Raw genomic sequence first — 18,426 nt, 5'->3', positions numbered from 1 at the left:
TCTCCTTATTTTCCCTTGACCATCGAATTGAGCAGCCGGCTCAGCATGCCGACGAAAACGAGCGGCGGCAGCGCGAGCAGCACCGTCGACGCGTTGATCACGCCCCACGGCACTTCCTGGCCGAGCGACGTGAACGCGGACGCGACCACCGGCAGCGTCGCGCTGCGCGACGACGTGAGGGCGAGCGCGATCATCAGTTCGTTCCACACCAGCACGAAGCTGAACACGATGCCGCCGAGCAGCGTGCTCGCGCACACCGGCAGCGCGATATGCCAGAACACCGCGTACGGGCCGTAGCCGTCGAGCGCGGCGGCCTCCTCGATCTCGCGCGGCAGCCGGCGGAACACGGGGATCGACAGCCACGTGATGGTCGACAGCGTGACGAGCAGGTACGTGACGATCATCGACAGCTTGGTGTCGTACAGCCCGAGATCGACCCAGATCGCGATCAGCGGCAGCGCGACCGCGACGGGCGGCAGGAAGCGCAGCGATAGCAGGAAGAACTGGATGTCGCGCTTGCCGCGTATCGGGTAGCGCGCGATTGCGTACGCGGCCGGCACGCCGAGCACGGCGCCGATCAGCACGGCCGCGCCGACGATCGCGATGCTGTTGCCGAGCCCGATCAAGACCTCGGGGCTCGACAGCACCTGTTCGTAGTTCGCGAGCGTCGGCGTGAAGAAGAAGCGCGGCGTCGGCGTGACGATGTCGAGCAGGTGCTTGAGCGAATTGAGCACGGCCCAGAACAGCGGGAACGCGGCGACGAGCAGGATCGCGCCGGCGATCGCGACGGTGGAAGCGGTGGTGGCGGCGGGGCCGCGGCGGGCCATCAGTCGTCCCATTTGTTGACCCTCTTCCAGATGAGCGTGAAGACGAGCGTGGTCGCGACCATCATCAGCACGGCCATGCCCGACGCATACGACACCTTGCCGGCGAGGCCGATGCCCTGCTGGTACGCGTAGAGATCGAGCGTCTCGGTCGCGATGCCGGGGCCGCCCTTGGTCATCACGTAGATCAGGTCGAACGAGCGCAGCGACTCGACCATCTTGATGAACACGAGGCTCACGAGCGGCGCCTTCAGCATCGGCAGCGCGATGTACGCATGCACCTGCCACGTCGTCGCGTAGTCGAGCCGCGCGGCTTCGAGCGGCTCGGGCGGCAGCGTTTCCAGCAGCTTCAGGATCACGACCGCGAAGAACAGCCCCCACTGCCACACGTCGACGAGCGCGACCGCGTACAGCGCGAGATGCGGATCGGCGAGAAACGCGGTGTGCTCGACGCCGAGCGCGCCGAGCAGCCAGCTCAGGATGCCGGTGAGCGGCGCGTACATGAACTTCCAGATGAACGCGGCCGACACGCGCGGCAGCAGCACCGGCATGATCAGCACCAGCGACGCGAAGCGGCGCCAGCGGCCGTGCACGCGCTCGAACAGGAACACCGCGAGCGCGATGCCGACCAGTACCGCGCCCGCGACCGTGACGACCTCCCACAGCACCGATACCTCGATCGCGTTCAGGAAGCGCCGGTCCGACGCGAGTCGCACGAAGTTGCGCAGGCCGACGTATTCGCTGTCCGGGTAGCGCAGCACGCGGTTGCGCAGCGCGAGGTTGACCGCGGCGATCGTCGGGACGAGGCTCAGGACCGCGAGCAGCGCGAGCGTCGGCGCGAGGAACACCCACGGCAGGCTGGTGCGATCGCGGCGCGCGCGGCCGCGCCGGGCCGACGGTGCGGAAGGGGCCGGGCGGACGCCGAGCGCGCGTCCGCCCGTGCCGTCATTTGCGAGCGCCATGTTCGAGCGCGTCCTTCGCGTACTGGTCCGCTTCGTCGAGCGTGCCGCGGATGTCCGTCTGCGTGCCGGTGAACACCTGTTCGAGCGCGATGCCGAGGTTGTCGCCGATATCCGGCCACTGCGGCGTGCGCCAGATCGTCACCTGCGTGACGGGGTTGGTGTCGTTCAGCCCGGCCTGGATCTGCGGCGCGACGTGCTGCTTGAAGTACGGGCTGGCGATCGTGCTCGAGCGGTTGTAGTCGCTGAACACGCCGTTGCGCAGCCGTGCCTGCTCCTGGTCCTTGCTGGTCGCCCACGCGATGAAGCGGCCGGCGGCCAGCCGCATGCAGTCGTCCTTCGCGCCGACCGCCGAGATCGCGAAGCCGTGGCCGTACGCGGCCGACGGCAGCGGCGCGGGCGGGCGCGTGTAGCCGACCTTGCCGGCCACGCTCGACTTGCTCGCGTCTTCCATCCAGTCCGCGAACGGTGTCGATTCGATCATGAACGCGACCTTGCCCGAGCGGAACGCTTCGAGCGCGTTGCTCCAGTCGTAGGTCGCCGAGCCCGGCGGCGCGTACTTGAACAGGTCGCTGTAGAGCTGCGTGGCCTTCACCGCGGCCGGCGAGTCGAACGCGGGCTGGCCGCCCTTGTCGGTCCATGTGCCGCCCATGCCGAGCATGAACGGCGACCAGCGCCACACGTTCATCCCCGAGCCGCGCTGGCCGCGCGCGACCCAGCCGTACAGCTTCGGCGGCGCGTTGAGCTTCTTGATCGCGGCGACGAGCTGGTCGAGCGTCTTCGGCACCGGAATGTGCGCGGCGTCGAGCAGGTCGCGGCGGTAGAACAGGAAGTCGCCGCCGCCGATCAGCGGCGCGAAGTACGCGACGCCGTTGTAGCTCGCGACCGCGCGGCGGCCGGGCAGGAAGTCGTCGTAGTCGTAGTCCTTCGGGTAGTACTTGAGGAGCGGCACGATCCAGTTGGCCGACGCGAATTCGGCGACGTTCGCCTCGTCGACGTAGTAGATCTGGTAGGAACCGGCGCCGGTCGACGCGTCGAGCCGCGATTTCGCGCGGCGGTCGTTCTCGCCGAAGTAGCTGATCTCGACCTTCGTGCCGTTCTTCTTCTCGTAGTCGGCCAGCGATTTCTCCATCACCGACAGGCCGAGGCTCTTCTGCGCGAGCACGCGGAGGGTCGGCACCTTGCAGGTTTGCGCGGCCGCGACGCCCGGCAGACAGGCGCCGAGCAGCACGCCGGCTGCGACGATTCGCATCTTGTTCACCCGTGTCTCCTTGATTCTGCTTGTTCGAATGCCGCCGATGACGGCAGGGACAATGGTGTGACGCGGGCGACGCGATCACCACATCAAAAGAGTTCGTGAGCCGATACTTTTTGCTCACGGTCGGTCGTGCGATGCACAAAATGTGGTGGTCGGGGTGTGCGTGGTGCGGCCCGACGGAGAGGAATGGCGGGAAGGCGGCGTTACCCGAGCGCCGGTTGATGCGGCGCGTCGAGCGCGATCCGGTACACCCGCAATGCGTTGTCATGCCAGATCGCGCGGCGCGCAGGGCCGTCGAGATGCGCGATCGCACCGGCGAACGTGCGCAGCAGCGCGGGATAGGACACGCGCAGCCCGGCCACCGGGAAATTGCTGGCGAACAGGCAGCGCTGCCAGCCGAAGATCGCGATCGTGTCGCGGATGATCCTTGCGTTGTCCGCGTCGTTCCATACCGCATCGCGCAGGCCGAGTTCGGAGATTTTCACGCTCACGCGCGGCAACGCGGCGAGCGCCGCCATGCCGCTGCGCCAGCGCGCGAGCCCGGCTTCGGAACGGTCCCACGGTAGCCCGGCGTGTTCGAGCACGACGTCGACCGCGGGCGCGTCGGTCAGCATCGCGGCCGCGTCGCCGAGATGCCAGAACGGCACGCGCAGATCCCAGTTCAGGCCGTGCGCGGCGAGGCGTTCGAGCGCGGCCGGCCAGCGCGGGTCATGCAGCGCGCCCGGCCCGTCGATCAACGCATCCGGCGCGGCCGCGGTGCGCGGCTTGAACCGCACGCCGCGCACGCGAGGCCACGCGGCCTGTTCGGCAAGCCGTTCGTCCGCATCGCCGGCCAGCAGGTCGACCCACGCGACGATCGCCGACGGCAGCGCGTGCGCGGCCGCAACTTCATGCAGCCAGCGCGTTTCCGCGAGCGCCTCGTCGCGCGCGCGTTCGGCTTCGACGTGCACGCTGGTGACGAGCGGCGCGCATTGCGCCGCGCGCCGGAAAGCGTCGACGTCGAAGTCGCGGCACAGCGCCGCGTAGTCGCCGAACATGAAGCGTGCCGGGTCGTAGTGCGTCTGCAGCCACGGGTAGTGCGCGCCCGCATCGAGTCGCCACAGGTGGTGATGCGCATCGACGAGCGCATCGGGCATGCCGTCGGGCGGCGCTGCGTCGCGCATGTCAGAGGGCGCCGGCGAGCACGTACGACGCATCGGGCTCGCGCAGCGTCGCCAGCGCACCGACGAAACGCCACGCATCGAGGTCGAGTTCGCGCACATGGTCGTCGTGGAACGACACGTACGCGACGCGTCGCGACGGATGGAACGACAGCGCGGTCGGGTTCGCGGGCAGCGCGATGCGCTCGATCTCCTCGAGCTGCCGCGCATCGAACACCGAGATCGACCGCTCGCCCGAGTTGGTCAACAGCAGCAGGTCGTGACCATCGGGCGCGCTCGTCCGGTAGATGCGGTTCGGGTCGCTGCGCGTTTTCACGCGGCGGCCGCAGGTCATCGTCGCCGTGTCGATCTCGACCAGCGTGTCGTCGCCGCGATTCGCGACGAACAGCGTGCGCTCGTCGCTCGACAGCGCATTGCCTTCGGGGCGCGGGCCGGGCATCACCGCGCGCGGCGCGACGGTCGCGTCGCGCGGATGGAATTGCGTGACCGTATTCGACAGCAGATGCACGCCGTATGCGCGGCTTGCGTCGCGCGTGAGCGTCACGAGATGCGTCTTCACGCCGCCGGACGGCACCGCCATGTTCGGGACCTGCTGCCGGGTGGGCTCATCGAAGACGAGCAGCATGTCGTGCGCTTCGCTCATCGCATAGAGCCGCCCGTCGCGGTCGCTCGCCATCCCGTGCGGCCGGTAGTACGGCCACAGGTCGAGCATGCGCGTGTGGGTGCGCTCGACGAGATCGATCTCGGCAATCCGGTGATCGCCTTCATGGCCGCGCGACCACGCGGTCTCGATCCCGAAGATGCCGACGTACGCGTAGCGGTTGTTCACGTCGACGGTGAATTCGTGCGGGAAGTTCGGCAGCACGATGTGCTTGAGCGGCGCTTTCGTGTCGAGGTCGTAGAAGCTGAAGGTATGGGCGCATTTCTGCACCAGCAGCAGGATGTCGTTCATGGTGGGTCTCCGGTGTGTCGTTCCGTCCCGCGCAGGCGTCGTCAGCCCTCGCAGCGCTTCGGCAGCGTCAGCGCGAGCAGGCCGGCCACCGCGAGCGTGACCGCGAGGCTGTATACGCCAGCCGCCGCGCTCACGTGCTGCGTCAGCACGCCGACCGCATACGGGCCGCAGAAGCCGCCGAGATTGCCGAGCGCGTTGATCAGGCCGCGTGCGCTGCCGGCCGTCTCGACGCTGCAGAGCTTCGGCGGAATCGCCCAGAACACGCCGGCCGCCGCCTGCAGGAAGAAGCCGCAGCCGATCAGGAACGCGAACGATACGGCCATCGACGCATGCGCGTGCACCGACAGCGCGAGGCATGCGGCGAACCCGACGAGCGGCAGCAGCACGAACAGGCGCCGCTTGCCGGTCCGGTCGGACCAATACGACGTGACGAGCATCCCGATCACCATCGCGATGTACGGCAGCATCGCGAGCAGGCCGATTCTGCCCATCCCGCTGTGCGTGAGGTTTTTCAGCAGGGTCGGCAACCACATCGTATAGCCGTAGATGCCGGCCTGATAGCAGAAGTTGATCGCGATGAGCAGCCAGATCGTAGGGTGGCGCAGCAGTTCGCCGAACGATGCGGCCGCCGGCGTGCCGGCCGCGCGCTTGCGTTCCTGCTCGTCGCGCAGCGCATCGAGGATGTAGGCCTTCTCGCGCGGCGATACCCAGCGCGCGGTCTCCGGGCCGTCGTCGGCGAACAGCATCCAGACGACGAGACACAGCAGCGACAGTGCGCCCGCGCAGAAGAACAGGTGATGCCAGTCGTACGCGGCGAGGATGAAGCCGGACAGCGGCGCGGTGATCATGCCGGCGAGCGGCACGAACAGGATGACCATCGCATTCGCGCGGCCGCGTTCGCGATCGGGAAACCAGTGGCTGACCATCGTGAGCACGACGGGCAGCATCCCGCCCTCGGCCACGCCGAGCAGGAAGCGCAGCGCCAGCAACTGCCACGTGTGCGTGACGAGCCCGGTCAGCACCGACAGCACGGCCCAGCTCACGAGCGACCACGCGATGAACGCCTTGCCGCTGCCGAGTGCCGCGCGCCGGCCGCCGGGAATCTGCAGGAACAGGTAGCCGAAGAAGAAGATGCCGCCGGCGAGGCCGGCCATCGTCGCGTCCATGCCGAGATCGGCGTTCATCCCGCCGGGCATCGCGAACGCGATGTTCACGCGGTCCATGTAGGAAATGATGCAGGCGAGCAGCAGCGGTGGAATCACGCGCAGCCAGCGGCGGCGCGGGATGGCTTCGCCGGCGTCGTATGCCGGGGTCGCGGGGTTCAGCAGGTTCATGGTGTCTCCGTCCATCTGATGAGCGGCGGCGGCCTTCTGTCAGGCCGCCGTCACGCCGATGCGCAACGCACGCGCGTTGCGGGTACAAAAGCGATGTCTAGCGCCAGCCCGTTATTAGCGTGAACAGGCCCTAACGCCCCCAGCGCAGCACGATCGGGTCGAGCCGCCGCGCCGTATCGAGCAGGCCGGTACGCACCTGCGGATGCAACTCCGGCCACGGCGCGCGCGGCCGGTCGCACGCGATCACGCCGCCTTCCTTCATCAGCGCCTTCGCGGTGAGGAAGCCCGACTGGCGGTTCTCGTAGTTGATCAGCGGCAGCCAGCGCGCGTACGCGTCGCATGCATCGTCGCGGCGCCCGGCGAAATACGCGTCGGTGATCCGGCGAATGCCGTCCGGATAGCCGCCGCCCGTCATCGCGCCGGTCGCGCCGGCGTCGAGATCGGCGAGTAGCGTGATGCCTTCCTCGCCGTCCCACGGCCCCTCGATCGCATCGCCGCCGAGCGCGATCAGCTCGCGCAGCTTCGACGCGGCGCCGGCCGTCTCGATCTTGAAGTACGACACCGCGTCGATCTCGCGTGCGAGCGTCGCGAGCAGCGACGCCGGCAACGCAACGCCGCTCGCCGGCGCGTCCTGGATCATCAGCGGGATGTCGAGGCCGTCGGCGACTTCGCGGAAGTACGCGCGCACCTGGGCTTCGGGCACGCGGAACGTCGCGCCGTGGTACGGCGGCATCACCATCACCATCGCCGCGCCGAGCGCCTGGGCCTGCCGGTTGCGCGTCGCGCAGATCCGCGCGCTGAAGTGCGACGTCGTGACGATTACCGGCACGCGGCCGGCGACGTGTTCGAGCGTCGTGCGTGTGACGAGATCGCGTTCGTCGTCGCCGAGCGCGAATTGCTCGGAATAGTTCGCGTGGATGCAGAGGCCGTGCGAGCCGGCATCGATCATGAAATCGACGCAGCGGCGCTGGCCGTCGAGATCGAGCGCGCCGTGCGCATCGAAGATCGTCGGCACGACGGGAAAGACGCCCTGGTAGCGTGCGTTCATGGTCGGCCTCACTCGACGATGTCGAACTGGTCGAGGAATTCGGTCTTCAGCGTGAGGCCGAGGCCCGGCACGTCGTCGCGCAGTTGCAGGAAGCCGTTTTCGGCCACTGGCTCGCCGTCGAAGATGTAATAGAACAGCTCGTTGCCGACCTCGACGTCGAACATCGGGAAGTACTCGCTCATCGGCGACGCGAGCGTGCTCATCGTCAGGTGGTAGTTGTGCATCTGACCCGCATGCGGAATCACCGGCACGCTGTACGCCTCGCACAGCGCGTTGATCTTGTGCGCCATCGTGATCCCGCCGACGCGGTTCGTGTCGTACTGGACGACCGACACGGCCTTGCGGTCGAGCAGTTGCTTGAAGCCGTACAGCGAGAATTCGTGCTCGCCGCCGGAGATCGGGATGCGCGTCAGCCGGTTCAGCTCCGCGTAGCCGTCGAGGTCGTCGGCGATCACCGGTTCTTCCAGCCAGCGCGGCTGGTACTTCTCGAGCTTCGGCAGGATGCGCTTCGCATACTCGAGGTTCCAGCCCATGTAGCACTCGAGCATCAGGTCGTTGTCGTAGCCGATCACCTCGCGGATCGCCGCGACCGATTTCAGATTCTCGACCACGCCCTGCTGCCCGTGCGCGGGCCCGTAGCCGAAGCGCATCTTGAACGCGCGGAAGCCTTCCTTCAGGTACGTTTGCGCTTCTTCCTGCATCGCCTTCAGGTCGGTGCGATACAGCTTCGAGTAGTAGCAGGGAATCCTTTCCTTGGTACGGCCGCCGAGCAGCTTGAAGACCGGCTTGCCGACGCTCTTGCCGAGGATGTCCCAGATCGCGATGTCGACGGCCGAGATCGCCGCCATGCCGATGCCCTTGCGGCCCCATGCGTGGGTCGCGCGGTACATCCGCTGGTTCAGGTACTCGTAGTCCCACGGGTCCTGGCCGATCACGAGCGGCGCGAGGTACTGGTCGATGATGACCTTCGCGACGTGCGGCGCGAGCGCGACGTTGCCGAGGCCGACGATGCCGTCGTCGGTTTCGACTTCGACGACCGTCCACGCATGGAAGCGGAACGTGCTCATCGTTTCCTGCGGCGCGTACAGCAGGTCCATCGCATTCGAACAGAAGTTGCCCTGCGGCGGGACGGTCTTGCCTTTCCACTGGAATACGCGGGTGCGTACGGATCGGATCTTCATGAGGGTGTCTCCGGAATCGATGTTGTCGTGGGTAGAGGGCGTGCGAGCGTCACGCCGAAACGATCTGCGAACGCCGCGCGGCGCCCATTCGGCACGCAATCTGCAGCGCCTGCCAGGTCGCGCCGACGTCGGCCGTGCCGCGGCCCGCGATGTCGTATGCGGTGCCGTGCGCGGGCGTCGTGATCGGTACGGGCAGCCCGCCCTGCACGGTCACGCCGCGCGAGAAGCCGAGCAGCTTGATCGCGATCTGCCCCTGGTCGTGATACATCGTGACGATCGCCTGGTAGTCGCCGGCCTGCGCCTTCAGGAAGATCGTGTCGGCCGGGAACGGGCCGTGGAACGGCGCGTCGGTCGGCCAGTCGCGCGCCTGCAAGCGGCGCACGGCCGGCTCGATGATGTCGACTTCCTCGCGGCCGCAACTGCCGCCGTCGCCGCCGTGCGGGTTGAACGCGGCGATCGCCACCTTCGGCGCGGCGACGCCGTTCGCGAGCAGCGACCGGTAGATCAGCTCGGACGCCTGCTCGATCCGCTCGATGCTCAACTGGGCCGCCGCGTCCTTCAACGGAATATGCGACGAGATCCGCGCGGTCCACAGCTCGCCGAGCGTGTTGAATTCGCAGAAGTAGCCGGTCACGCCGAGCGCCTCGGCGAAGTGGTGCAGCTCGTCGTCGTGGCGCAGCCCGCCGAGCTTCATCGCGTACTTGTTCAGCGGCGCGAAGCAGATCGCGTCGATGTCGCCGGCCAGTGCGGCGTCGAGGCAGCGGTCGAGCACGGCGAGCGTCGAGCGGCCGCCGGCGGCACTCGCCTGGCCGACCGTGACCTGCGCGGGATCGACCGTGTCGACGGCGACGAACGCGGCGCGCGCGGCCGACGGCCGGTCGCGCGCGGCGGCCAGCGACGCGACGGGTTCGACGTCGACCTTGACGCCGGCGACACGCTGGCCGGCTTCCCACAGCCAGCGATCGCCGATCAGCACGAGGTTCGCGCGGGCGGTCGCGTCGGGGCGGGCGAGCAGTTTCGCGATCAGTTCGGCGCCGATACCGGCGGGGTCGCCGAGCGTCAGCGCGACGACGGGCAGGGCGGCGGCGGTCGAGGGGGTGGGCATGCGGTGTCTCCGGTGCGGCGCGCGGCCGTTGGTCTATGGGGTTGATGCTAGGTAGACGGAATGAGTCGGTAAATTGAAAACTCTTGATGAATCGATAACCTGGAGTAATCAAAAATGGGCTCGATCGACCGACGAGACTCGACCCCGCAACTGCTGAACCGGCTGCGCATGCGGCAGATCGCGCTGCTGCTGGCCGTGGACGAATGCTCGACGCTGCGTGCCGCGGCCGAGCAGATGGGCCTCACGCAACCGGCCGCGACGAAGATGCTGGCCGAACTGGAGAGCGCGCTCGGCCAGCGGCTGTTCGACCGCATCGGGCGCGGGCTCGTGCTGAATCCGGCCGGCGAGCGCGTGCTCGGCTATTTCCGCGGCATCCGCGGCAGCATGGAGGCACTGAACCGCGAGCTCGGCGAACTGCAGCTCGGCAGCGCGGGGCGGCTCGCGATCGGCAGCATCATGGCGGCGTCGCCGGGGCGGCTGACCGAGGCGCTGGTGCAGTTGAAGGCGCGTTATCCGCTGCTCGCAATCGACATCGCGGTGGATACGAGCGACCGGCTGATGCCGCAGCTTCGCGAAGGCGTGCTCGAAGTGGTGATCGGGCGCCACGTCGGGACCGACTGCGACTTCCGCGTGGTGGATGACGAGGCGCTTGCGATCATTGCGGGCCGCGACCATCCGCTCGCGGGCGCGGGGCCGGTCGAATTCGATGCGCTGCTCGATTACGCGTGGATCCTGCAGCCGGCCGGCAGCCCGGCGCGCGAGGTCGTCGAGCGCGAATTCCGCATGCGTCACCAGCCGATGCCGCGCGGGCTCGTCGAAACGGGCTCGATCCTGACGACGATGAACCTCGTCGACCGTTCGCACATGCTCGGCGTGATTCCGCTGACGGTCGCGCGGCGCAATGCCGAACACGGGCTCGTCGCGATCATCGATTTCGCGCTCGAACAGAAGCTGCCGTCGTACGGCAGCCTCGTGCGGCGCGATCGGCCGTTGAGCATTCCCGCGCAGCAGTTTCTCGCGCTGTTTCACCGGGACGGCGCGGGGGATGACGGCGATGCGTAATGGCGCGGTTTGTCAGCCGCGGCGGCCGAGCCAGCCGCGCCAGCCGCGCCAGCCGATTAGACCGATTAGACCGATCAAGCCGCACCAACCGCACCAACCGAACCAGCCGAGCAACCCTGGCAAGCCAAGCCACCACCACAGCGGAACGCGGTGAAGCGAGATGGCGACGCCGGCGAGGCGGCTGAGGCAGGCGAACCCGAAGTGAACCGCTTCAGCGCACCGACGGCGCAGCAGGCGCGTCGACGAGCGCCGGCATCGATTCGGACAGCGCGCGGTCCGGGCGAATCCGCAGCGCGGCGACGATGCCGATCAGCAGCATCGCGACCGAGCCGACGAACGGCACCGTCCAGCTGCCGGTGCGATCGACGAGATAGCCGAACAGGATCGGCGACAGGATTCCCGAGATCGCGGAACCGGCGTTCATCATCCCACTCGCGATGCCGGCATGGGTCGGCGCGATGTCGCTCGGCACGGCCCAGATCGGCCCGATCGTCAGTTCGAGGGACAGGAACGATCCCGACAGGCACAGCGCGACGCCGGCCGTCGAGTGCACGAACGCGAGCGGCAGCAAGCAGACGAGCGCGCCGACGAAGCTCGTGACGATCACGCTCTGGCGCGACAGCGCGAGGTTGCCGGTCTTTCGGTAGATCCGGTCGCAGAGCCAGCCGCCGAGCGTATCGCCGACCACGCCCGCGAAGAACACACCGGACGCGAACAACGCGGTCGATTTCACGTTCAGGCCCTGGCCGTTCAGGAAGAAGGTCGGCAACCACGTGAAGAACAGCCACGCGGTCCAGCCGTAGCAGAAGTAGACGAAGATGGTCGGCGCCATGCGTCGGAACAGCGGCCCCCACGGCGTCGGGCCGGACGGTGCGGCAGGGCGCGCGGTGCGCGTGCGGCCGTCGTCGTCGCCCGCCGGATGCTCGCGGAAGCCGACGATCCACCACGCGAGCCACACCAGCGTGACCGCGCCGATCACGAAGAACGCCGCGCGCCACGACAGCCACGTCATCAGCGCGGCGACGATCGGCGGCGTGACCGCGTTGCCGAGCCGGGAGAACGAATGGGTGAAGCCCTGCACGACGCCGCGCCGCTCGCGCGGGAACCAGTGCGTGACCGCTCGGGCCTGGGCCGGCAGCGTCGCGCCTTCGCCGATGCCGAGCAGCAGCCGCGCGGCGAACAGCAGCCCGAGACTGTGCACGAGCCCGGTCGTGAACGTGGCGACGACCCAGATCAGCCCGCAGCCGATCAACGTGATGCGCGCGCCGAACCGGTCGGCGATCCAGCCGCCGCCGATCTGGCAGATTGCATACGAATACGCGAACGCGGAGAATGCGACGCCGAGCTCGGTATTCGATAGCCCGAGTTCGGCCTTGATCGCGCCGGCGGCGGTCGCGAGATTGACGCGATCGACGTAGAGGATGAACGAAAGCGCGCACAGCAGCCACAATGTGTGGCGCCGTTGACGATGGTCGTTGGGCATCTGTCTCACTCCATGTTCGTGCGCGGCGTTGCGACGACGCTGCGTTCACGGGCGGGCCCAGCATCGCGCGGCGGCGAAGACACTGTCCAATGAATCTTTGGGATCAATCGATAACCCCAGGTGTTCATTCCGCTTTCAGCCGCACCGGGCGCATGGATGCAACGGACCCACAGGTGAAGCATTGACTGACGACGAACTTTCGCTCCGCCCGGAGAGCCGCTTCTGGCAGCTCGCGCCGGTGAAATGGTGGGTCCGCGGACACGGCCGCGACGGCTATTCGTTCCGTCTGCTGCTGTGCCCGCTCGCGATCGTGTTCGTGCTCGAATTCGTCTGCGTGATGGCCGGCGCGCTGTACACCAGCATCGCGGTCAGCGCGGCCGCGACGCTGTTCCTCGGTATCGCCGGGTTTTACGGTGCGCAGCGCGAATGGCTGATGACGTCCGAAACCGCCCGCGCGCTCGTGAAGGCCCGCATGAAAAAGGCGGCCGAGCGGCTCGCGTCGCTCGGTGTCGGTGCGACCGTGCTCGCGATCTTCGTCGCGGCGACGTCGCTGTCGCTCGTGATGTCGGGTCGGCCGGTGCTGGACAGCGTGTCGAAGGACGCGGTGTCGATCTTCATCGCGCTGGCGTTCCTGCCCGTGTACGTGTCCGGCGCGGTACGCAAGCTGGCGATCGCGCGGATCGAGGAGCTGGAGGCGTTGCGTAACGCGACCGTCGGCACGCGGCTGAAATTCGACCGCGCCGGCGCGGTGCGCACGGTGGTCGTGCAGGGCGCGGCCGGGACCGGGACGGTATCGGCGATGGAATACACGGTGCTCGGGTTCAGCCCGCCGCTCGACCAGGTCGGGCGCGAATCGCGCGCGTGAGGGTGTAGCGGCGTAACGGAGTAACGGCGCCAGGTTACGCCGGGAACCGCTCGCTTTCGGGCGCCGGCACGAGATCGTCGGGCCACTGCACCTCGAACCGCGTGCCGCCGGCGCCGGTCGGCACGCACAGCGCTGCGCCGCGATGCGCATGCGCGATCGCCGCGACGACGGCGAGCCCGAGGCCCGTGCCGCCGGGTTGCGACTCGTCGACGCGCCGGAACGCCTGGAACACGTGCGGCGCGAACTCGGCCGGGATACCGGGGCCGTCGTCCTCGACGCGCAGCCGGCACATGCCGTCTTCGATGCGGGTCTGGATCCGGATCGCGCCCGGCACCGCGTGGCGGCGTGCGTTTTCCAGCAACGCGAGCAACGCCTGGCGGATGCGCACCGGGTCGCAGCACATGCGCCGCGGGTCGAGATCGAGCACCGGATGCTGGCCGGCGGCCTGCAGCGCGTGCGCGAACACGTCGACCACGGCGCGCACCTCGGCGGCCAGGTCGGTGTCGCGGATCTCGATGCTCAGATGGCCGCTGTCGGCGAGGCTGACCACGCGCAGATCCTCGATCAGCCGCGTCAGCCCTTCGACCTGCACGAGCAGGCTGCGGTACAGCGCATCGCTCGGCGTGAACACACCTTCGGCGAGCCCCTGCAAGCGCCCGCGCAGCACGGTCACGGGCGTGCGCAGCTCGTGCGCGATCGCCGCGTTCCAGAAGGTTTGCTCGTCGGTCACGCGCTGCAGTTCGCTTGCGAGCGCGTTGAAGTTGTCGGCGAGCAGCGCCGCTTCCTTCAACGAACGATCGCCGGCGACCGCGCGCGCCCCGAGATCGCCCCGCGCGACGCGGCGGATGCTGTCCGTGACCGAATTCAGCGGCACGAGGATGCGGCGCGACAGGTTGATCGCAACGATGACCGCGATCAACAGGCCGACCAGCGTGGTCGAGATGATCCACACCCACTCCGGCCCGCTCGGAAGCCAGCTCACCGCCTGGAAAGATTGCGGCGAGTACTGGTACAGCAGGTAGTAGAACGCATAGGCCGTCACGACGATCAGCACCGTGATGCCGAAGGCGATCGCGCCCATCGTCAGCGCGATCTGGCGGCTCAGGCCATCGAGTCTCACTCGCCGCTCCACAGTTTGTAGCCGACGCCGCGCACGCTGGCCGGCACGCCCGCAACGCCGAGATCGTCGAGTTTCTTGCGCAGCTTGCTGACGTGGCTGTCGACCGTGCGTTCCAGCGCGTCGCCTTCCGGCAGGCAGGTCGCCATCAGCTCGGCGCGGCTGAACACGCGGCGCGGTGCACGCGCGAGCTGCGCGAGCAGCTTGAATTCGGTGAGCGTGAGCACGAGCGTGTGGCGCGCGCCGTCGACTTCGACCGTCGCTTCGTGGTGCTCGAGATCGATCTCGAACGGTGCGGCGCGCAGCACGCGCTGCTCTTCCTGGCGCGAGCCGGCCATCGACCGGCGCAGCACGGCCTGCGCCCGCGCGACGACTTCGGCGGGGTTGAACGGCTTGACCACGTAGTCGTCGGCGCCGATCCGCAGCCCGGTCAGCTTGTCGATGTCCTGGTCGAGCGCGGTCAGCATGATGACCGGCGTGTCGCCGCGATGGCGAATCTCGGCGAGCACCTTCCAGCCGTCGACGTGCGGCATCTGCACGTCGAGCAGCACGAGGTCGGGCTTCAGCGACAGGTGGAGTTCGAGCGCGCGGCGGCCGTCGGCGGCGTGCACGGTGCGCAGGCCGTTGCGCGCGAAATAGGCGGTCAGGATCTCGGCGATCTCGGGTTCGTCCTCGGCGATGAGGACGAGCGCTTGCGCGCCTTGGCCGGCGCCGGGAGATGAAGAAAATTCGGGCATGGCCACTCGTTCGGATTCAGCGGGGTTCCATCGAATCGCCATACTACCGTACGGCCCGCGCAACCGAACGCAGACGCGCGGGCCGCACCGGTCGCCATCGCGTGCGCGGTCTTTCCCCGACCTGTCGGGCGCGCTGCAACGCCCCGCCCGACCGGGGAATACCCTGTCTTTTTTTTCGATCCTGTTTTATGTATCATGACCTATCTTTTGCAACATGTACTAATTCGGGGCGCCGGAAAATCCTTATCGGTACAGGGTGGTACGGCGCGTGTACAGACCGGAATGCGAACCGGATTCGCGTGCCTCGTGCGGGGCAGGCGCGCCGGCGGCAGGTGAAGCGGATCGGGATCGCATCCCGTCGTCAGATTCCGCGCGAGCGAAGGCAGCACGCCGCAAGGGCGGCCGCCGTTCGCGCCCATTGCAGGCGTCATTCACAGATCATGTCCAGGAAGTCATCCATCAGCGGGGCGGCCGACCCGGAGCGCAGGCAGTGGCTCAAGGTCGCGGGCGCGTCGGTCGCGGCGGGCGGTCTTGCCCTCGGAGCCGCACGGGCGAAGGCCGATGCGGCGCCGGCCGCCGGCCATGAAGGCGACGTGCTCGACGTCGCGATCGTCGGCGCCGGGCTGGCCGGCCTGACGGCCGCGCGCGACCTGCGCTACGCGGGCTGCGAATCCTTCGTCGTGCTCGAGGCGCGCGACCGCGTGGGCGGCCGCACGCTGAACTACGACGTGGGCGGCGGCCACGTGACCGAAGTCGGCGGCCAGTGGATCGGCCCGGGCCAGACGGCGGTCGCCGATCTCGCCCGCGAGCTGGAGGTCGGCACGTTCCCGAGCTACTACGCGGGCAAGACGGTGATTCTCGGCGGCGACGGGCGCGCCGAGATCGACCTGGAGGGCACGTTCGGCACCGACGAGGCCGTCGCGGCGAAGCTGAGCCGATTGTCGCGCGACGTGCCGTCCGGTGCGCCGTGGACGTCGCCGAAGGCCGGCGAACTCGACCGGCTGTCGGTCGGCGACTGGCTCGCGACGCAGGGCATCAAGGCGGAAGACCGGATGGGCTGGAACGCGTCGATCTCGCTGTCGGGCGGCGTCGCGCCGGCGAAGATGGGGCTGCTGCACTTCCTGTCGATGATCAACTCCGCCGATTGCGACTACGCGCAGCTCGACTCGATCAAGCACAGCGCGCAGGAAACCCGCTTCGTCGGCGGCTCGCAGCTCCTCAGCATCCGGATGGCGCAGCAGCTGGGCGACAAGGTGCGGCTGTCGTCGCCGGTGCGGCGGATCGTCGGCTGGGATCGCGACGTCGTCACGTTGCAGACCGATCGCGGCACGGTGCGCGCGAAAAAGGTCGTGATGGCGCTGCATCCGGCGCTCTGCCACCAGGTGCAGTTCGACCCGCCGCTGCCTGACAAGCGCATCGCGTTGCAACGCGCGTGGCCGGCCCATTCGCCGGCGCGCAAGACGGCGATGGTCTACCGTCGCCCGTTCTGGCGCGACAAGGGCTTGAACGGTCACATCTTCCAGACCGACGGGCCGGTGTTCTGGGCTTACGACAATTCGCCGCCGGGCGGCGAGATCGGCGTGATCAACGCGTTCGTCCGGAATGCGCTGGTGCCGTCGGACCCGCAGGCCGCGAAGCAGATGCACATGGATCTCTATGCGCAGGCGTGGGGCGACGAAGCGCGCGCGCCGGTGTCGTATCACGATCGCGACTGGGGGCTCGCCGACCCGTGGACGCTCACGTGCGTGTCGGCGATTCCGCCCGGCTTCTGGAGCGCGCACGGCGACGCGCTGCGCGCGCCGTGCGGCAACCTGATCTGGTCGGGCACCGAGACCGCGAACATCTGGGCCGGCTACATGGACGGCGCCGTGCGTTCCGGTCACCAAAGCGCGCTTCAGGCGCTCAATGCGCTGCGTCGTGCTTAGGAGAGCGAAGATGAAGAAACGCATGCTGCTGGTCGCGGCGCTCGTGGTGATCGGCGCGGCGCTGGCGCTCTACGGCCCGACGCTGCTCGGCTTCTATCGCCTGCAGCACCATATCGATACGGCCGCGCAAGCCGATGACGCCGACGGCGGCCCGTGGCCGCGCGTGACCGACGCGTGCATGGGCTGCCACGGCGTGAAGGGCACGTCGCTCAGCCAGGCGTATCCGAGTCTCGCCGGCCAGCCTGCGCAATACGTGGCCGCGCAGCTTCGCGCATTTGCGGGCGGCCAGCGCACGAACCCGACGATGGACCCGCTCGCGATGACGATGAGCGAAGCCGAGATCACCCGCCTGGCCGGTTATTACGCGAAGCAGGCGCCGCTGGACAACCGCTATTTCAAGCCGGATGCACGACTGCGCACGAAGGGCGAGCAGCTGGTGACGGGCGGGGCATGCGCGGCCTGCCACGGCGCACGGCTGACCGGGCAGGCGCAATTCCCGCGTCTGGCCGGGCAGGGCTACGATTATCTGCTCGCGCAGCTCGATGCATTCGCGACGGGTTCGCGCAGCGAGGCGACCGGCACGATGCAGCGCGTCGCGCAGGCGATGTCGGCGGATGACCGCGCGGCGGTCGCAGCCTATCTGGCAAGCCTCAGCCCCGCGAGGCAGTGAATCAACGGAAGCAACCGACCTCGGGAGTTCGAATCATGGATCACAGATCACTTGTCCTTTGTCTTTCCAGCGCGACGCTTGCGATGACGACCGGCGTCTATGGCTTCAAGTTCGTGCGCAAGCGCAACTTCCTGATCGGCATCGAGTGGTGGATCGTGACGATCTCCGCGTCCAATGCCGTGATCTTCTTCGCGACTGAATCGCCGGTGTCGTACTTCATTTCGCACTTTCTCGACGCGTTCTCGCGTGGGTTCGGGATGCCGGTGATCGCGGTCGCCGGCCTGATGGCCGTCACGCACGGCTACCGGCCGTCGATGCGACAGGACGTGACGCTGTTCGTGCTCGCGACGCTCGGGACGGTCGCGCTCGTGGCCGGCGTGTTGCAGCACGCGCTGCCGTACTTCTACGTGGCGATGTGGACGTTGATGTCGATCTATCTTGCCGGTTTCGTGTGGCGGCTCGTGCGTGCCGGCCACGCGCTCCATGCGCTGACGACGACGCTCGCGCTCGTCGCCTCGCAGGCGATCGCGTGCATCTACGATTTCTACAAGATCCCGGGCGAGGAAACCAACGTCGTGTTCAATTTCTATGTACTGGCGCTGCTGACCTGGTCGTACCTCACCGTCGCGCTCTATTACGCATATTGCGCACTGGAGCGAGACACCGGGCGCAGCAGTGCGAACGCGAGCGTCTTGTCGTATCCGAAATGAGTAGCTGTACTGAGGAAGTGGAAGCGGCTCGCGCCG

The 18,426-nt window shown here is 68.1% G+C and carries 17 protein-coding genes; 5 read left to right on the top strand and 12 right to left on the bottom strand.

All coding sequences use genetic code 11. The features are described 5' to 3' along the window. Positions 1–5: 5 nt before the first annotated feature. The 9 genes from AP428_RS26610 to AP428_RS26570 form a co-directional block, all read right to left on the bottom strand. On the bottom strand, positions 6–839 hold the full coding sequence (locus tag AP428_RS26610) for a carbohydrate ABC transporter permease (RefSeq protein ID WP_041489441.1): 834 nt from the start codon (positions 837–839) through the stop codon (positions 6–8). After that, a complete protein-coding gene (locus AP428_RS26605) occupies positions 827–1,786 on the bottom strand; it encodes a carbohydrate ABC transporter permease (RefSeq protein WP_011548664.1) in 960 nt (319 codons plus the stop codon). Before AP428_RS26605 ends, AP428_RS26610 begins: the two co-directional genes overlap by 13 nt. Further along, the gene (locus AP428_RS26600; RefSeq protein ID WP_011548663.1) at positions 1,770–3,035 is read right to left on the bottom strand and encodes a sugar ABC transporter substrate-binding protein; all 1,266 of its coding nucleotides are present in this window, start codon (positions 3,033–3,035) and stop codon (positions 1,770–1,772) included. The genes AP428_RS26605 and AP428_RS26600 overlap by 17 nt, the downstream gene beginning before the upstream one ends. A gap of 209 nt (positions 3,036–3,244) precedes the next feature. Then, a complete protein-coding gene (locus tag AP428_RS26595) occupies positions 3,245–4,204 on the bottom strand; it encodes an amidohydrolase (protein ID WP_011548662.1) in 960 nt (319 codons plus the stop codon). Position 4,205: 1 nt separating this feature from the next. Then, positions 4,206–5,153 (bottom strand): YncE family protein, encoded by a 948-nt coding sequence (locus AP428_RS26590; protein WP_011548661.1) that lies wholly within the window; start codon positions 5,151–5,153, stop codon positions 4,206–4,208. 41 nt (positions 5,154–5,194) lie between these two features. Beyond that, on the bottom strand, positions 5,195–6,487 hold the full coding sequence (locus AP428_RS26585) for an MFS transporter (RefSeq protein WP_011548660.1): 1,293 nt from the start codon (positions 6,485–6,487) through the stop codon (positions 5,195–5,197). A gap of 130 nt (positions 6,488–6,617) precedes the next feature. Next, on the bottom strand, positions 6,618–7,535 hold the full coding sequence (locus tag AP428_RS26580) for a dihydrodipicolinate synthase family protein (RefSeq protein ID WP_011548659.1): 918 nt from the start codon (positions 7,533–7,535) through the stop codon (positions 6,618–6,620). Between the two features lie 8 nt (positions 7,536–7,543). Continuing rightward, on the bottom strand, positions 7,544–8,716 hold the full coding sequence (locus AP428_RS26575) for an L-rhamnonate dehydratase (RefSeq protein WP_011548658.1): 1,173 nt from the start codon (positions 8,714–8,716) through the stop codon (positions 7,544–7,546). A gap of 49 nt (positions 8,717–8,765) precedes the next feature. Then, positions 8,766–9,821, bottom strand: a complete 1,056-nt coding sequence (locus tag AP428_RS26570) for a 4-hydroxythreonine-4-phosphate dehydrogenase PdxA (RefSeq protein ID WP_011548657.1) — start codon at positions 9,819–9,821, stop codon at positions 8,766–8,768. Between the two features lie 114 nt (positions 9,822–9,935). Between AP428_RS26570 and AP428_RS26565 the strand changes: the two genes are divergently transcribed. Then, positions 9,936–10,883 (top strand): LysR family transcriptional regulator, encoded by a 948-nt coding sequence (locus tag AP428_RS26565; protein WP_011548656.1) that lies wholly within the window; start codon positions 9,936–9,938, stop codon positions 10,881–10,883. Positions 10,884–11,094: 211 nt separating this feature from the next. Here AP428_RS26565 and AP428_RS26560 read toward each other — a convergent pair whose 3' ends face one another. Continuing rightward, positions 11,095–12,366 carry an MFS transporter gene (locus AP428_RS26560; protein ID WP_011548655.1) on the bottom strand — a complete coding sequence of 424 codons (1,272 nt, stop codon included), beginning with the start codon at positions 12,364–12,366 and terminating at the stop codon, positions 11,095–11,097. A gap of 181 nt (positions 12,367–12,547) precedes the next feature. Between AP428_RS26560 and AP428_RS26555 the strand changes: the two genes are divergently transcribed. Further along, complete coding sequence (locus AP428_RS26555; protein ID WP_011548654.1) at positions 12,548–13,231, top strand: hypothetical protein; 684 nt, start codon at positions 12,548–12,550, stop codon at positions 13,229–13,231. 34 nt (positions 13,232–13,265) lie between these two features. Here AP428_RS26555 and AP428_RS26550 read toward each other — a convergent pair whose 3' ends face one another. Beyond that, positions 13,266–14,351: an ATP-binding protein gene (locus AP428_RS26550; RefSeq protein WP_011548653.1), complete on the bottom strand. Its 1,086-nt coding sequence runs from the start codon at positions 14,349–14,351 to the stop codon at positions 13,266–13,268. Continuing rightward, complete coding sequence (locus AP428_RS26545) at positions 14,348–15,085, bottom strand: response regulator (RefSeq protein WP_011694919.1); 738 nt, start codon at positions 15,083–15,085, stop codon at positions 14,348–14,350. Before AP428_RS26545 ends, AP428_RS26550 begins: the two co-directional genes overlap by 4 nt. Before the next feature lie 440 nt (positions 15,086–15,525). Between AP428_RS26545 and AP428_RS26540 the strand changes: the two genes are divergently transcribed. From AP428_RS26540 to AP428_RS26530, 3 genes are read left to right on the top strand one after another with little or no spacing between them, the layout of a single operon-like run. Beyond that, on the top strand, positions 15,526–17,010 hold the full coding sequence (locus AP428_RS26540) for an FAD-dependent oxidoreductase (RefSeq protein WP_011694920.1): 1,485 nt from the start codon (positions 15,526–15,528) through the stop codon (positions 17,008–17,010). Between the two features lie 10 nt (positions 17,011–17,020). Further along, complete coding sequence (locus AP428_RS26535) at positions 17,021–17,680, top strand: c-type cytochrome (protein WP_011548650.1); 660 nt, start codon at positions 17,021–17,023, stop codon at positions 17,678–17,680. A 35-nt stretch (positions 17,681–17,715) separates the two neighbouring features. Then, on the top strand, positions 17,716–18,390 hold the full coding sequence (locus AP428_RS26530; RefSeq protein ID WP_011548649.1) for a hypothetical protein: 675 nt from the start codon (positions 17,716–17,718) through the stop codon (positions 18,388–18,390). The last annotated feature ends 36 nt before the right edge of the window (positions 18,391–18,426 follow it).

The organism is Burkholderia sp. E168m22 (assembly GCF_001319805.1).
GTDB lineage: Bacteria > Pseudomonadota > Gammaproteobacteria > Burkholderiales > Burkholderiaceae > Burkholderia > Burkholderia orbicola.
The sequence above is the reverse complement of the archived record's forward strand: the minus strand, read 5'-3'. Positions and strand labels throughout refer to the sequence as shown.

Coding starts and splice junctions, on each gene's coding strand:
- AP428_RS26610 (WP_041489441.1), bottom strand. CDS start 839: ATGGGACGACTGATGGCCCGCCGCGGCCCCGCCGCCACCACCGCTTCC.
- AP428_RS26605 (WP_011548664.1), bottom strand. CDS start 1,786: ATGGCGCTCGCAAATGACGGCACGGGCGGACGCGCGCTCGGCGTCCGC.
- AP428_RS26600 (WP_011548663.1), bottom strand. CDS start 3,035: ATGCGAATCGTCGCAGCCGGCGTGCTGCTCGGCGCCTGTCTGCCGGGC.
- AP428_RS26595 (WP_011548662.1), bottom strand. CDS start 4,204: ATGCGCGACGCAGCGCCGCCCGACGGCATGCCCGATGCGCTCGTCGAT.
- AP428_RS26590 (WP_011548661.1), bottom strand. CDS start 5,153: ATGAACGACATCCTGCTGCTGGTGCAGAAATGCGCCCATACCTTCAGC.
- AP428_RS26585 (WP_011548660.1), bottom strand. CDS start 6,487: ATGAACCTGCTGAACCCCGCGACCCCGGCATACGACGCCGGCGAAGCC.
- AP428_RS26580 (WP_011548659.1), bottom strand. CDS start 7,535: ATGAACGCACGCTACCAGGGCGTCTTTCCCGTCGTGCCGACGATCTTC.
- AP428_RS26575 (WP_011548658.1), bottom strand. CDS start 8,716: ATGAAGATCCGATCCGTACGCACCCGCGTATTCCAGTGGAAAGGCAAG.
- AP428_RS26570 (WP_011548657.1), bottom strand. CDS start 9,821: ATGCCCACCCCCTCGACCGCCGCCGCCCTGCCCGTCGTCGCGCTGACG.
- AP428_RS26565 (WP_011548656.1), top strand. CDS start 9,936: ATGGGCTCGATCGACCGACGAGACTCGACCCCGCAACTGCTGAACCGG.
- AP428_RS26560 (WP_011548655.1), bottom strand. CDS start 12,366: ATGCCCAACGACCATCGTCAACGGCGCCACACATTGTGGCTGCTGTGC.
- AP428_RS26545 (WP_011694919.1), bottom strand. CDS start 15,085: ATGCCCGAATTTTCTTCATCTCCCGGCGCCGGCCAAGGCGCGCAAGCG.
- AP428_RS26540 (WP_011694920.1), top strand. CDS start 15,526: ATGTCCAGGAAGTCATCCATCAGCGGGGCGGCCGACCCGGAGCGCAGG.
- AP428_RS26535 (WP_011548650.1), top strand. CDS start 17,021: ATGAAGAAACGCATGCTGCTGGTCGCGGCGCTCGTGGTGATCGGCGCG.
- AP428_RS26530 (WP_011548649.1), top strand. CDS start 17,716: ATGGATCACAGATCACTTGTCCTTTGTCTTTCCAGCGCGACGCTTGCG.